Raw genomic sequence first — 13,589 nt, forward strand, 5'->3', positions numbered from 1 at the left:
TTTCTAAGGGCTTGTTTTGATTGGCTTTTTCGTTTTAGCCTCCCCGCTGGCTGTAAGCTTCCTATATAGTTGAGCCGGTTTGACTATCAACGCGATGGACACCTCCCCATGGACCTGTACGGCCTCTACTATTTTTCGCTCGCCCTCCAGGGGGTGATCAGCTTCCTGCTCGCGGCATGGCTGTGGGTCAAGGCCGGCCAGCAGACGGGCATGCGGCCGCTCGCGCTGTTTTGCATGGGCATCGGCCTGTGGGGCACCGGCCAGCTCGCGATCAACCTCGGCGACGACCAGGTGGCGCAGTTCGGCAAAATGCTGGTCAACACCGGGCCACTGAACACGGTATTTTTTCTGCATTTCGTGCTGAGCTTTTTGGGCCGCCTGCACAAGGGCCGCCTGCTCGCCTGGTATGCGGCGGCGGTGTCGCTGGTGCTGGCGATCTGGATCTGGGACATGGGGCAGCTCCAGCCCTGGCTCGGCTTCGCGCGCTATTACGTGTTCCCCACATGGGGCTGGGTGCCCGGCATCTTCGTCACCTTCACAAGCACCTGGGCGTATGTTCTGCTGCTGCTGGCGTGGCCGGCAGCGGGGCCCAAAAAGCGCGGCCAGATCGTGGCCTTGTGCCTGGCAGGCATCTGGGGCTCGGTGGCGACACTGATGTTCCTGAACGCCTCGTTCGGGATTCCGATTTTTCCGTACAGCGTGATCCTGCTGCCGTTCTACGCCGCGCTGCTGGTGTTCGGCATCCTGCGCTACGACCTGATGGCGGTCAACCTGTGGGCCAACCGCTTCCTCGCGTGGCTGGCGCTAAGCGTGGCGACGGTGGCCATCGCCGCGCTGTGTATCAGCCTGGTGGCGCAGACCGGTTTTGCGCCTTTCGCGGCGCTGCCCTTGTGGCAGCTCTGGCTGCTGGGGACCATGATGCTGGGCGCCACGCTGGTGCTCGAAGGGCCGACCCGGCGCGCGATGGAAAAGCTGATTTTCCCGGGCGCCCATCTGGAGGCGGGCGTGCTCGCGGAGTGGCGCGAACGGCTCGAGGCGGCCGGCAACTGGCAGACGCTCGAAACCGTCGCCGCCGACACGCTCGGCGCCCACCTGCGCCAGCCGATGAGCGTCGTGCTGGCCGCGACCGCGCCCGCGCCCGGTGGCGGTCCCTGCGTGCATTGCTACCTCAAGCTCGAAGCCGGCCAGCCCTTGCCTAACTGGCGCAGCGATTTGATCGGGTGGGAGGGCGCCACCCCGACCGTGCAGCGGGTCGGCGAGGTGTTTGGCGCCCTGCTGGCGGCGGCGGCCGCGCGGCTCGACCAGCTGCTGCGTTACGCCGAACAGGAAAAGCGCAGCCTGCAGCAGGCCCACCTGCTCGAGCTGGGCGGGCTGTCGGCGACGGTGGCGCACGAGTTGCGCAACCCGCTCAACATAATCAGCATGGCGGCCGTGTCGTGCCCGCCCGAGACGCGCGCCGAGATCCGCACCCAGATCGAACGGGCCGACCACCTGATCCAGGATTTGCTCAGTTACTCGGGCGAAGTGCGCCTCAACCGCCAACCGGTCAACGTGGCCGAACTGGCGCGCTCGGTCGCCGCCGCGCATCCCGGGGCGAACATCGAGATCGCCATCGACGCGGGCTTGAATGCCCACATCGACCGCATGCGCGGCGAACAAATTCTGGGCAACCTGCTTAACAATGCGATCGCCATGTTGCGCGGCCGTCCCGACCCGCGCGTGCGGATCGAGGCCGCATCGGCGCCCGGCCAGCGGATCGCGCTGCGCGTGTGCGACAACGGTCCGGGTGTGGCGGCCGACCTTGCGGGCGAGCTGTTCCAGCCATTTAAAACGCGGCGACCGGGCGGCACCGGACTTGGCCTGGCGATCGTGCGCCGCCTGACCGAGGCGCACGGCGGCAGCGTCGAGCTGGTCACGCGGGTCGGCTGGAACTGCTGCTTCGAACTCCACTTACCGGACACCCCATGACCATGCAACGCATCCTGCTTGTCGACGACGAACCGGCCTTCCAACGCCTGTGTGGCGCGTGGCTCTCTAGCCTCGGCTACCAGGTCATGATGGCGGCCACGGCCGAGCAAGTGCACGCGCTGACGGCGCAGCACAGCTTCGACCTGGTGCTGCTCGATCTGGCCCTGCCGCCGTCGTTCACGCCGGAGGAGGGCCTGGCGCTGCTGCCTGGCCTTGCGCCGGCGCCGGTGGTGGTCATGACCGGCCACGCCGACCGCGAACTGGCCCTGCGCGCGATCGGCCTGGGGGCGTGGGACTTTTTGCCCAAGCCGCTGGACCCGGACCTGTTGCGCGTGGTGGTCGAGCGCGCGCTGACCAAGCGCCGCCTCGAGCACGAACTGGCGCAGTGGCGCGCGCGCGGACTGCAGGACGACAGCACCATGGGCCTGATCGGCGCCAGCGCCGACCTGGGCGAACTGCGCTCCCTGATCCGGCGCATCGCGCCGACCGATGTGCCGGTCATGATCACCGGACCCAGCGGCACCGGCAAGGAGCTCGTCGCGCGCGCCCTTCACGGGCATGGCAAACGCGCCGGCAAGCCGTTCGTGGCGGTCCATTGCGGCGCCATTCCGGGCGAGCTGTTCGAGAGCGAGTTGTTCGGCCATTGCAAGGGCAGTTTCACGGGCGCGGACCGCGACCGCATCGGCCTGATCGCCGCCGCTGACGGCGGCACCTTGTTCTTGGACGAGGTCGGGGAGATGCCGCTGGCGATGCAGGTCAAGCTGCTGCGCTTTTTACAGTCGAGCAGTTTCTTTGCGATCGGGGGGCGCGCCGAACAGCGCGTCGACGTGCGCATCGTCGCCGCCACCAACCGCGACCTGGCCGCGATGATCGACGAGAAGACGTTCCGCGACGACCTGTTCTACCGTCTCAAGGGGATCGGCTTGCGGACCACGGCGCTGGCCGAGCGGGCCGAGGATGTGGCGCCGATCGCGCAGGCCATCGCCGCCGCTGCGGACGGTGCCAAGCGGCTCGCGGCGCCGGCGCTCGAATGGGTCGGCGCGCGCGCGTGGCCGGGCAATGTGCGGCAGTTGCAGCATTGTGTGCAAACGGCGGCCGCGTTGGCGGGCAAGCAAAGCGAGATTACGGTCGACGATCTGGCGCTCGCCTGCGGCGAGGTGGCGGCGCCCGCGCAGCAGGCCGAGGCCGGGCCGCTCGAGGCCCAGCTGGCGGTGTTGGAGAAGCGCTTGATCGTGGCCGCGCTCGAGGAGAGCCGGCACAACCACACGCACGCGGCCAGGCAGCTTGGGATCTCGCGTGTCGGGCTGCTCAACAAGATGCGGCGGCACGGCTTGCGTTAGCGCCGTCGTCCTCGCGGATGCGGGGACCTATAGATCGGTGGCTCAGAGCAACTGTTCTATGGGTCCCCGCATCCGCGAGGACGATGTGGGGGTGTTTTTACGACGCGATTTCTGACGCAATTTGGTTATTGATATGGCCCGGGATTACTTCGGGCAGGCCCTTCGCACGGGATCTGTTCGATCGACCGTGCGGGAGCCTGGAACGCTTTACGCGTCGGGTGCGGCTTTTTGCGCGGGCGTCATGCGCTTGGCGCTGACCACGACCGTCATCATCTCAGTGTCGATAACTTCGACGGCTGGCGCCGCGACCGGTGCGCGTGCCGGCGCTGAAGGCGATGCCGCAATCGCCGTCACGGCGGTCAGTGCAAGGGCGACGATGAAAACCAGTTCCATGTTTTTGAGGATGTTCATTTTGTGTCCTTTTGATTAGTGTGGACACAGTATGAATCCCCGCGACATATAACTCCAATTCAATGTTTAGATGCTACCCATTCACAAATCGAATGTTTTGAGCGAAATGTTTTATGGCTGATATCGATTGCGTGAATAATGTTTTTATTCAGCGAGTAGTTTTTTTATATCGTCCATCATCTTCTCGGGCTCGGTCAACGGCGCATAACGCTTGTACACGCTGCCATCCTTGCGCACCAAAAACTTGGTGAAATTCCACTTGATCGCCTCGAAGCCGAGCAGGCCCGGCGCCTCCTTCTTGAGCGCGGCGAACAGCGGATGGGTGGCGTTGCCGTTGACATCGATCTTCGAGAACAGGGGGAAGGTGACGCCGAAGTTTTTCTCGCAAAACGCGCCGATCTCGGCCTCGCTGCCCGGCTCCTGCCCCTTGAACTGGTTGCACGGGAAGCCGAGCACCACCACGCCCTTGTCCTTGAACTGCTCGTAGACCTTTTCGAGCCCCTTGTACTGGGGCGTGAAGCCGCAGGCGCTGGCCGTGTTCACGATCAGCAGGACCTTGCCCTTGTACTGGGACAGGTCCACCTCGTCGCCGCTGATGCCGGTCGCCTGGAAATCGAAGATGTTGGCGCTCATTACACGATCCCCAGATGGTGGGTGCCCGACGACAGGTCGCGGCCTACCGACTCCTTGCCCTTCAACTTGATCTGCAGGCGCAGGTCGTTGACCGAGTCGGCGTTGCGCAGCGCGTCCTCGTAGCTGATTTTGTCGGCCTCGTGCAGGTCGAACAGCGCCTGGTCGAAGGTCTGCATGCCCAGTTCGCGCGACTTCTTCATGATCTCCTTGATCTCGTGCACCTGGCCCTTGAAAATCAGGTCCGAGATCAGCGGCGAATTGAGCATGATCTCGATCGCCACGCAGCGGCCCTTGACCTCCTTGCGCGGAATCAGTCGCTGCGAGATCAGGCCGCGCAGGTTGAGCGACAAGTCCATCAGCAGTTGCTGGCGGCGCTCCTCGGGGAAGAAGTTGATGATCCGGTCGAGCGCCTGGTTCGAGCTGTTCGCGTGCAGCGTGGCCAGGCACAGGTGGCCGGTCTCGGCGAACGCGATCGCGTGCTCCATCGTTTCGCGGTCGCGGATCTCGCCGATCTGGATCACGTCGGGCGCCTGCCGCAGCGAATTTTTAAGCGCCGCCTCGAACGATTCGGTGTCGACCCCGACCTCGCGCTGCGTGATCACGCAGTTGCGGTGCGGGTGCACGTATTCGACCGGGTCCTCGATCGTGATGATGTGGCCGTAGCTGTTCTCGTTGCGGTACCCGACCATCGCCGCCAGCGTCGTCGATTTGCCCGAACCGGTCGCGCCCACCATGATGACCAGGCCGCGCTTGGACATGACCACCTCCGACAGCACCGGCGGCAGGTCGAGGTCCTCGAGCCGCGGGATGGTGGTGGTGATGACACGCAGCACCATGCCCACGCAGCTCATCTGCACAAAGGCCGAGACGCGGAAGCGCCCGAGGTCGCCGGGGCTGATCGCGAAGTTCGACTCCTTGGTCAGCTCGAAACCGGCGGTCTGCTTGTCGTTCATGATCGAACGGGCCAGATCGGCGGTGTGCACCGACGTCAGCGGCTGGCTCGACACGGGCGTCATTTTGCCGTCGATCTTGATGGCGGGCGGAAAGCCGGCCGTGATGAACAGGTCGGAGCCGCCCTTGCTGGTCATCAGGCGCAGCAGGTCGAACATGAATTTTGATGCCTGGTCGCGTTCCATTGTTTATCCTTGGATGCAGGTTAGCCGGGGAAGTTGTCCGGGATTTTAGCCGCATGTCGCGCCGCGCTGGGGGAAATAACGTTGCGGCGCACCAGGTCCGTCAGATTTTGGTCCAGGGTCTGCATGCCGACGTTGCTGCCGGTCTGGATCGCCGAGTACATCTGGGCGATCTTCGCTTCGCGGATCAGGTTGCGGATCGCCGGCGTGCCGATCATGATCTCGTGCGCGGCCACGCGGCCGCTGCCGTCCTTGGTCTTGAGCAGGGTTTGCGAAACCACCGCCTGCAGCGACTCGGACAGCATCGCCCGCACCATCTCTTTTTCGTCCGCCGGGAACACGTCGACGATACGGTCGATCGTCTTCGCCGCCGACGAGGTGTGCAGCGTGCCGAACACGAGGTGGCCCGTCTCCGCCGCCGACAGCGCCAGCCGGATCGTCTCGAGGTCGCGCAACTCGCCGACCAGGATGCAGTCCGGGTCTTCGCGCAGCGCCGAGCGCAGCGCGTTGTTGAACGAGAGCGTGTGCGGCCCGACCTCGCGCTGGTTGATCAGGCACTTCTTGGAGTCGTGCACGAATTCGATCGGGTCTTCGATCGTCAAAATGTGGCCGTATTCGTTCTCGTTGAGGTGGTTCACCATCGCCGCCAGCGTGGTCGACTTGCCCGAACCGGTCGGACCCGTGACCAGCACCAGGCCGCGCGGACGCATCGCCAGGTCGCCGAAGATCTTGGGCGCCTTCAAGTCCTCGAGGCTCAGGATCTTCGACGGAATGGTCCGCAGCACGGCGGCGGCGCCCCGCTCCTGGTTGAAGGCGTTGACGCGGAAGCGCGCCAGGCCCGGAATCGCGAACGAAAAGTCGCACTCGAGCACTTCCTCGTAGGCCTTGCGCTGGCCGTCGTTCATGATGTCATAGATCATCCCGTGCACGTCCTTGTGCTCGAGCGGCGGCAGGTTGATGCGGCGCACGTCGCCATGCACCCGGATCATCGGCGGCAGGCCGGACGACAGGTGCAAGTCCGACGCTTTGTTCTTTACCGAGAATGCGAGTAATTCCGAGATGTCCATTTATAATCCTTGTGCCGTGTTTGTGCCGTGTATGGGGGGCACGCCCCGTGTGCGCTCGCGCATCGATCGAAGTGCTTTAATTGCCCGCTGAAAATGATTATGTCCACAATCTCCCACAACTTGCAAGCGGTCGATGCGAGTATTGTTGCTGCCGCCGACGCGGCGCGGCGCCCGCGCGCGTCCATCTCGCTGCTCGCGGTGAGCAAGACGTTCCCGCCCGCCGCCGTCATCGAGGCGGTCGGGGCCGGCCAGCGCGCCTTCGGCGAGAATTACCTGCAGGAGGCGCTCGACAAGATCGCCGCGCTCGCCGCGGCCCTGCCGGAGGTGCCGCTCGCGTGGCATTTCATCGGCCCCATCCAGAGCAACAAGACGCGCCCGATCGCCGCCGCCTTCGACTGGGTGCACACGGTCGAGCGCCTCAAAATCGCCGAGCGCCTGTCGGAGCAGCGTCCGGCGGGGCTCGCGCCCCTTAATATCTGTCTTCAGGTAAATATCAGTGGCGAAGCGAGCAAGAGCGGGGCGGCCCCCGCGGCGCTGCCGGAGCTCGCGCGCGCGGTCGCGCTGCTGCCCAACCTGCGCCTGCGCGGCCTGATGGCGATCCCCGAGCCCGAGACCGACCCGGCGCGCCAGCGCGCCGCCTTCGCCGCCGTGCGGCGCCTGTATGAACAACTGCGCGCCGAAGGCCATGCGCTCGACACCCTGTCGATGGGCATGTCGGGCGACCTTGGCGCCGCCATCGCCGAGGGCGCGACCATGGTGCGCATCGGCTCGGCCATCTTCGGCGCCAGACACTACGACTGACACTACAACTGACACTACGACCGTCACTACGACTACATAAAGGAACACGCATGCGTATTTCATTCATCGGCGGCGGGAATATGGCCTCGGCCCTGATCGCGGGCCTGGCCGGCAAGCTCACCGACGGCGCCAACATCCACGTGGTCGACCCGAACCCCGACGCGCTGGCGCGCCTGCAGGCGGCGTTCGGGGTCGGCGTGGCCCCGCAGATCGACGCCACGCTGGCCGACAGCGAGGTGATCGTGCTGGCCGTCAAACCGCAGCAGATGCGCGAAGTGGCGGCCGCGCTGCTGCCGCACCTGGGCCGGGCGCGGCCGCTGCTGCTGTCGATCGCGGCCGGGATCCGCAGCGCCGACCTGGCGCGCTGGCTGGGCGGCTACGGCGCGATCGTGCGCAGCATGCCGAACACGCCGGCCCTGATCGGGCGCGGCATCACGGGCATGGTCGCCAGCGCCGGCGTGAGCGCGGCGCAAAAGGCCTCTGCCGACGCCATCATGAAGGCAGTCGGCGCCACCGTCTGGCTGGCCGACGAGGCGCTGATCGATCCGGTCACGGCGGTCTCGGGCAGCGGCCCGGCGTATGTTTTCTACTTCATCGAGGCGATGCAGCAGGCGGCGGTCGAACTGGGCTTGTCGGCGCAGCAGGGCCGCGAGCTGGCGCTGGCCACCTTTGCCGGCGCGGCCGAGCTGGCGGCCGCCTCCAACGAGCCGGTCGAGCTGCTGCGCGCGCGCGTGACCTCCAAGGGCGGCACCACGCACGCGGCCATCACCAGGATGGAGCAGGACGCGGTGGGGCCGGCGATCGTGGCTGCGATCAAGGCGGCGGCGGCGCGCGGGCGCGAGCTCGGCGACGAACTCGGCGCGGGCGATTGACCGGAAATTGAATTGAAACGGGCCGGCGCAAACGCCGGCCCGCGTGCCGTCTTAGGAGCCGTGAATAAACGGTTCCTTAGCCGAGGGCGCGCCGCTGCAGCATGCCGCGCACCATTTTGTAGGCCGACATGGCGCCCGTGATCAGCGTCATCGCGCCGCCCGGGCGGGTCGCGATCAGGCCCAGCACGACGCCGCCGACGGCGAGCGCGATTTTCGCGCGGCCGCCGAACATGGCCGACAGGGCGCCGCCGGCGACCGGGGCGACCAGCTCGCTCACCTGCTGCCTTTGGGCGGCGATCTGCGCGATCAGGGCCGCGCGCCGCGCCGCCGTGGTCGGCGCCGCCGGCGCGATCGCGTCGCAGAGTGCGTCGGGGGGGGCGTCCCGGCCTGCGTCGGACGATGCGTCGAGCCGCGCGTCGGGCAGTGTGTCAGTGTTCATCGGATTGCCTCGCCATCTTGATGAAGTTGATGTCCTTGCCAAATTCGGCCAGGGTGTCGCCCAGCAGTTTGGGCTTGGTCGCAAAGCTGTTGCGCACCTTCAGGCCCAGCGCCACGCCGGCCACCGTGAACAAACCGGCCAACGACAGCACTGCCGCGAGGCGGTGCGTGTCCCAGAATATCGCGATGACGAAAAACGCGAGGAAAATCGTGGCCAGGCCGAGCAGGAACATCGAGGCCAGCGCGAGCAGCAGATAGCCGATCAGGCGCCGCGATTCTTCTTCGAGTTCGAGCGCGGCCAGTTCGACCCGCGTGCGCAGGATGTCCGTGAACGTGGACGCGATGCGTCCCACCACCTCGGGGAGCGCCACGGTTATTTACGGGCGATGAGCATGCCGATCACGACGCCGACCGCCGCGCCGATGCCCACCGACTTCCATGGGTTTTCGGTCACGTACTCGTCGGTGGCCTTGGCCGCGATCTTGGTCTTTTCGACCACGTTCTGCTCGAAACGGACCAGGTCTTCCTTGGCGTTGTGCAAGGTGCGCTCGAACTTGGCCTTGGCGGCCTGGAACTCTTCACCCGTCAACTGGCCGCCGTTGCGCAGCCACGATTCGGCGTCGGAAATGACGGTTTTAAGGTCGTTCATCAACTGGTCGCGGGCGCCGGTCTGGGTTGGAATTGGTTCGATCATGGTTGGCCTCATTGGTAAAATATGGTGTGCATGACAGTGTAGGTAGGACGCCCTGGCGCACCTTGCGCCCGAACAAGCCCATTCCCCGCCGCATGCCCTAAGTACAGCACACTTTCAGGATAGCTCACGAAACAAACTTATCGTAATGCATAGTCTAACGCGACTCCAGCAAAGATGGCCGCACCCAAGAAATTGTTGTGGCGAAATGCCGCAAAACAGCCCATGCGCTCGCGCGCGCGGATCAGGGTGTAGTGGTAAAGCGCGACCGCGGCGGCGACGGCCACGCCGGCCACGAACCAGGCGCGCAGGCCGAATTCCCAGCCGCACCACAGGATGATCGCCAGCGCCAGGCCGTAGCACAGCATCACGGCGGCCACGTCGTAGCGTCCGAAGGTGATGGCCGAGGTGCGGATGCCGATCTTGAGGTCGTCGTCGCGGTCGACCATCGCGTACTCGGTGTCGTAGGCCACGGCCCAGAACACATTGGCCAGCAGCAGCCACCACGCCAGCGCGGGCACCTGGCCCTGCACGGCGGCAAAGCCCATCGGGATGCCGAAGCCGAAGGCGATCCCGAGGTAGGCCTGGGGAATGGCGAAAAAACGCTTGAAATACGGGTAGCTGGCCGCGATCACGACCGCCGCGACCGACAATTGCTTGGTCAGCGTGTTGAGCGGCAAAATCAGCGCGAAGGCGAGCAGGGCGAGCACGCCGGCCACCGCCAGCGCCTCCCAGCCCTTGATCTTGCCGCTCGTGAGGGGCCGCTCGGCGGTGCGCTTGACGTGCTTGTCGATGTCGCGGTCGGCGTAATCGTTGACGGCGCAGCCGGCCGAGCGCATCAACACGGTGCCGAGCACGAAGATGGCCAGCACCAGCGGGTCGGGCACGCCGCCCGAGGCCAGCCACAGGGCCACCAGGGTCGGCCACAGCAGCAGCAGGATGCCGATCGGCTTGTCCAGCCTGATCAAGCGGAAGTACAGGGCCAGCTTGTCCATGTCGCAAACTTTGTTCTACGAAAGATGCGAATTTTACTCCCCGGGGGCGTACTGCGGGCGATCCCCGTGGCCGATTTTCCCATGATAAGATTATTGCATTTTCAACAATCAGGCGCCAATGACACCCGAGACCGCGAACCAGCTGCGCCTGCGTCCCGCCTGGAGCGGCCTGCTGCCGGCCGCGCCCTTCGTCGGCGCCGCGCTGGCGCTGGTGTTCTTGCTGATGCGCGGCGCCGGCGTGCTGGGCCCGGCGCGCTGGCAGTGGGCGTTGCCGCTCGGTTTCGTGCTGATGGCGGCCGTGCCGTGGATACTGCTTTCGCGCCAGGGCCGGCGCGAGATCGGCCTGAAGGCGCCGACCGGCCGCTTCGCCTTCTCCGGTGCGCTCGCCTGCGGCGCCGCCTCGGCCCTGCTGTGCTTCGCACTGGGCATGCTCCTGTACGGGCGCGGCGCCGACAATTGGTACGTCAGCATCGCCGACAGCTACCGCCGGGCGATCCCGGCCGGCGGCATGAGCCCGCTGATGCTGCAAATCGCCCTGACGCTGCCGGCCTGCATCTTCAGCCCGGTCGGCGAGGAGATCTTCTTCCGCGGTTTTTTGCAGCGCGCGTTCGCGCAGCGCTGGGGCGCGCGCGCCGGCGGCTGGATCGAGTCAAGCGTGTTCGGGCTGGTCCATCTGGTGCACCACGGCCTGGTGGCCAACGCCGCCGGCTTGCGGCCGGGGATCGTCTCGGCCGCGCTGTGGGTGGTGTTGATGGTGCTTACGGCGCGCATGTTCGGCGAGATCCGGCGGCGCGCCGACTCGGTGCTGCCCGCGATCGCCGCCCACGCCGCCTTCAACTTCACGATGAGCATGGCGATCTTCCAGGCGCTCTGGTGAGCGCCCCAAGTCCGGCAGTCTAGCCGGCGCTGGCCGGCGCGAGCATCTCGACGCCCGGCAGTTCGCACGCGGCGATCGCCGCGCACAGGGCCGAAATGGCGGCGCGCCGCGTGAAGCTCTTGCGCCAGACGAGCACCACGCGGCGCGTGGGCACCGGCTCGGCGAACGGCACGTAGCGCAGCAGCCCGTCGGTGCTGCCCATGTCGGGCACCGAGGCGCGCGGCAGCACGGTCAGGCCGATGCCGCTGGCGACCATGTGGCGGATGGTCTCGAGCGATGAGCCCTCGAAGGTGCGCTGCATGCCGTTGCCGCTCGAGGCGTAGCGCGCCATATCGGGGCACACCTCAAGCACCTGGTCGCGGAAGCAGTGGCCGTTGCCGAGCAACAGCATGGTCTCGGACTTGAGATCCTGCGCCGACACGGCCTTGCGCTTGGCCCACGCGTGCTGCTTGGGCATGGCGACCACGAACGGCTCGTCGTAAAGCGGCTCCATCGACATGCCGTGCTCGGGCAGGGGCAGCGCCATGATGGCCGCGTCGAGCTCGCCCTGGCGCAGCAATTCGAGCAGGCGCACGGTGAAATTCTCCTGCAGGATCAGCGGCATCTGCGGCACCCGTTCGATCACCTGCCGCACCAGCGGCGGCAGCAGGTAGGGGCCGATGGTGTAGATCACGCCGAGCCGCAAGGGGCCGGCCAGCGGATCCTTGTTCTGCTTGGCGAGCTCCTTGATCGCGGCGGTCTGCTCGAGCACGCGTTCGGCCTGGGCGATGATCTGGGCCCCGAGCGGGGTCACCGAGACCTCGGCGCCGCCGCGTTCGAACAGCAGCACGCCGAGCTCGTCCTCGAGTTTCTTGATCGCCACCGACAGCGTCGGCTGGGCCACGAAGCAGGCCTCGGCCGCGTGGCCGAAATGTTTTTCGCGCGCGACGGCGACGATGTATTTCAATTCTGTCAATGTCATAATTTATTGAAACATATTGGTTGCCTAGATACAACAGTTAAAATGGTGGTCGGCCGCTGATTTATTTGCATTTTACCGGAACCGTGTCGATATAATTGCCAGGCCAGCCGCGTCCGACGGCCCCACACAGAAAGCCCGCATGTCCACATTTGGTCCAGCCGAAGCGCAAACCTACATCCACAAATTGCTGACCGTGATGCACCATCAGGGCGGCTCCGACCTGTTCATCTCGGCCGATTTCCCTCCCAGCATGAAGCACCAGGGCGCGATGAAGCCCATGAGCCAGCAAAAACTGAGCGGCGAGGTGACGCGCTCGCTGGCCTTGTCGCTGATGAACGACAAGCAGCGCGCCGAGTTCGAGGAGATGATGGAGTGCAACTTCGCGATCTCGCTGCCGAACGTCTGCCGCTTCCGGATCAATGTCTATGTGCAGCAGCAATGCGTGGCGATGGTGTGCCGCACGATCGCCTCCGAAATTCCGAACTTCGAAAAGCTCGACCTGCCCGACGTGCTCAAGGACGTCATCATGACCAAGCGCGGCCTGGTGCTGGTCGTTGGCGGCACCGGTTCGGGCAAGTCGACCACGTTGGCGGCGATGATCGACTACCGCAACCAGAATTCGGCCGGCCACATCATCACGGTCGAGGATCCGGTCGAATACGTGCACCGCAACAAGGGCTGCCTGATCACACACCGCGAGGTCGGGGTCGACACGCTGAGCTGGCACAATGCGCTCAAGAACACGCTGCGCCAGGCGCCCGACGTGATCCTGATCGGCGAGATCCGCGACACCGAGACCATGGAGCACGCGATCGCGTTCGCCGAGACCGGCCACCTGTGCCTCGGCACGCTGCACGCGAACAACTCGAACCAGACGATGGACCGGATCATCAACTTCTTCCCCGAGGAGCGGCGCAACCAGCTGCTGATGGACTTGTCGTCGAACCTGCGCGCGATCGTCTCGCAGCGCCTGGTCAAGACCGAGGACGGCAAGGGCCGCAAGGCGGCGATCGAAATTCTGCTCAACACAGCGACGATCGCCGAGATGATCCTCAAGGGCAATTTCCAGGCGATCAAGGAAATCATGCACAAGTCGCGCGAGCTGGGCATGTGCACCTTCGACCAGGCGCTCTACGAGCTCTACAACAAGGGCGCGATCGGCTACGACGAGGCGATCCGCAACGCCGACTCGGCCAACGGCCTGCGCCTGCAGATCAAGCTGCGTGGCGACCGCAAGGAGCCGGACGCCGCCAACAAGGGCAATTCGAACGACCTGTCGATGGCGATCGAGGAGGAACCGGAGGAAGAAGAGCCGGCCAAGTAGGGGTGGCAGGCGGTCCCGCCCACGACGGGCCTCCGCTTTCGGGTGGGGGCCTGTGTTAGTTTACCGTTCCGAATTCGA

At 65.6% G+C, this 13,589-nt stretch carries 15 protein-coding genes; 6 read left to right on the top strand and 9 right to left on the bottom strand.

Annotation, left to right across the window (positions count from 1 at the left end; genetic code table 11):
* Window positions 1–108: 108 nt before the first annotated feature.
* The gene (locus C7C56_RS13450) at window positions 109–1,968 is read left to right on the top strand and encodes a sensor histidine kinase (RefSeq protein WP_106757893.1); all 1,860 of its coding nucleotides are present in this window, start codon (window positions 109–111) and stop codon (window positions 1,966–1,968) included.
* The gene (locus tag C7C56_RS13455; RefSeq protein WP_106757894.1) at window positions 1,965–3,308 is read left to right on the top strand and encodes a sigma-54-dependent transcriptional regulator; all 1,344 of its coding nucleotides are present in this window, start codon (window positions 1,965–1,967) and stop codon (window positions 3,306–3,308) included. Before C7C56_RS13450 ends, C7C56_RS13455 begins: the two co-directional genes overlap by 4 nt.
* A gap of 207 nt (window positions 3,309–3,515) precedes the next feature.
* On the opposite strand, the gene C7C56_RS13460 is transcribed toward C7C56_RS13455, so the two are convergent.
* The 4 genes from C7C56_RS13460 to C7C56_RS13475 all read right to left on the bottom strand — a co-directional run bounded on the left by C7C56_RS13460 (window position 3,516) and on the right by C7C56_RS13475 (window position 6,552).
* On the bottom strand, window positions 3,516–3,719 hold the full coding sequence (locus C7C56_RS13460; RefSeq protein WP_106757895.1) for a hypothetical protein: 204 nt from the start codon (window positions 3,717–3,719) through the stop codon (window positions 3,516–3,518).
* A 144-nt stretch (window positions 3,720–3,863) separates the two neighbouring features.
* Entirely contained in the window at window positions 3,864–4,352 is a 489-nt protein-coding gene (locus C7C56_RS13465) for a glutathione peroxidase (RefSeq protein WP_106757896.1), read from the bottom strand.
* Window positions 4,352–5,488: a PilT/PilU family type 4a pilus ATPase gene (locus C7C56_RS13470; protein WP_106757897.1), complete on the bottom strand. Its 1,137-nt coding sequence runs from the start codon at window positions 5,486–5,488 to the stop codon at window positions 4,352–4,354. Before C7C56_RS13470 ends, C7C56_RS13465 begins: the two co-directional genes overlap by 1 nt.
* A gap of 20 nt (window positions 5,489–5,508) precedes the next feature.
* Window positions 5,509–6,552, bottom strand: coding sequence for a type IV pilus twitching motility protein PilT (locus C7C56_RS13475; RefSeq protein WP_106757898.1), 1,044 nt, complete (start codon window positions 6,550–6,552; stop codon window positions 5,509–5,511).
* A 99-nt stretch (window positions 6,553–6,651) separates the two neighbouring features.
* Here C7C56_RS13475 and C7C56_RS13480 point away from each other — a divergent pair, with 99 nt between their 5' ends.
* Together C7C56_RS13480 and proC are read left to right on the top strand one after the other, a co-directional pair.
* Window positions 6,652–7,353: a YggS family pyridoxal phosphate-dependent enzyme gene (locus C7C56_RS13480; protein WP_106757899.1), complete on the top strand. Its 702-nt coding sequence runs from the start codon at window positions 6,652–6,654 to the stop codon at window positions 7,351–7,353.
* A gap of 50 nt (window positions 7,354–7,403) precedes the next feature.
* Window positions 7,404–8,225 carry a pyrroline-5-carboxylate reductase gene (gene proC, locus C7C56_RS13485; RefSeq protein ID WP_106757900.1) on the top strand — a complete coding sequence of 274 codons (822 nt, stop codon included), beginning with the start codon at window positions 7,404–7,406 and terminating at the stop codon, window positions 8,223–8,225.
* 76 nt (window positions 8,226–8,301) lie between these two features.
* Here proC and C7C56_RS13490 read toward each other — a convergent pair whose 3' ends face one another.
* The 4 genes from C7C56_RS13490 to ubiA form a co-directional block, all read right to left on the bottom strand.
* On the bottom strand, window positions 8,302–8,664 hold the full coding sequence (locus tag C7C56_RS13490; RefSeq protein ID WP_106757901.1) for a hypothetical protein: 363 nt from the start codon (window positions 8,662–8,664) through the stop codon (window positions 8,302–8,304).
* Window positions 8,654–9,034, bottom strand: coding sequence for a phage holin family protein (locus C7C56_RS13495; protein WP_229458760.1), 381 nt, complete (start codon window positions 9,032–9,034; stop codon window positions 8,654–8,656). The genes C7C56_RS13490 and C7C56_RS13495 overlap by 11 nt, the downstream gene beginning before the upstream one ends.
* Before the next feature lie 2 nt (window positions 9,035–9,036).
* On the bottom strand, window positions 9,037–9,357 hold the full coding sequence (locus tag C7C56_RS13500; protein WP_106757902.1) for an ElaB/YgaM/YqjD family protein: 321 nt from the start codon (window positions 9,355–9,357) through the stop codon (window positions 9,037–9,039).
* A 137-nt stretch (window positions 9,358–9,494) separates the two neighbouring features.
* Window positions 9,495–10,349, bottom strand: a complete 855-nt coding sequence (gene ubiA, locus C7C56_RS13505) for a 4-hydroxybenzoate octaprenyltransferase (RefSeq protein WP_106757903.1) — start codon at window positions 10,347–10,349, stop codon at window positions 9,495–9,497.
* 118 nt (window positions 10,350–10,467) lie between these two features.
* Between ubiA and C7C56_RS13510 the strand changes: the two genes are divergently transcribed.
* Window positions 10,468–11,226 (top strand): CPBP family intramembrane glutamic endopeptidase, encoded by a 759-nt coding sequence (locus C7C56_RS13510; protein ID WP_106757904.1) that lies wholly within the window; start codon window positions 10,468–10,470, stop codon window positions 11,224–11,226.
* A 19-nt stretch (window positions 11,227–11,245) separates the two neighbouring features.
* Here the strand turns inward: C7C56_RS13510 and C7C56_RS13515 are convergent, their stop codons facing one another.
* Window positions 11,246–12,187, bottom strand: a complete 942-nt coding sequence (locus C7C56_RS13515; protein ID WP_106757905.1) for a hydrogen peroxide-inducible genes activator — start codon at window positions 12,185–12,187, stop codon at window positions 11,246–11,248.
* 139 nt (window positions 12,188–12,326) lie between these two features.
* On the opposite strand from C7C56_RS13515, the gene C7C56_RS13520 reads away from it, so the two are divergent.
* Complete coding sequence (locus C7C56_RS13520; protein WP_106757906.1) at window positions 12,327–13,511, top strand: PilT/PilU family type 4a pilus ATPase; 1,185 nt, start codon at window positions 12,327–12,329, stop codon at window positions 13,509–13,511.
* The last annotated feature ends 78 nt before the right edge of the window (window positions 13,512–13,589 follow it).

Source organism: Massilia glaciei (genome assembly GCF_003011895.2).
In the GTDB taxonomy this organism is placed as follows: domain Bacteria; phylum Pseudomonadota; class Gammaproteobacteria; order Burkholderiales; family Burkholderiaceae_D; genus Telluria_A; species Telluria_A glaciei.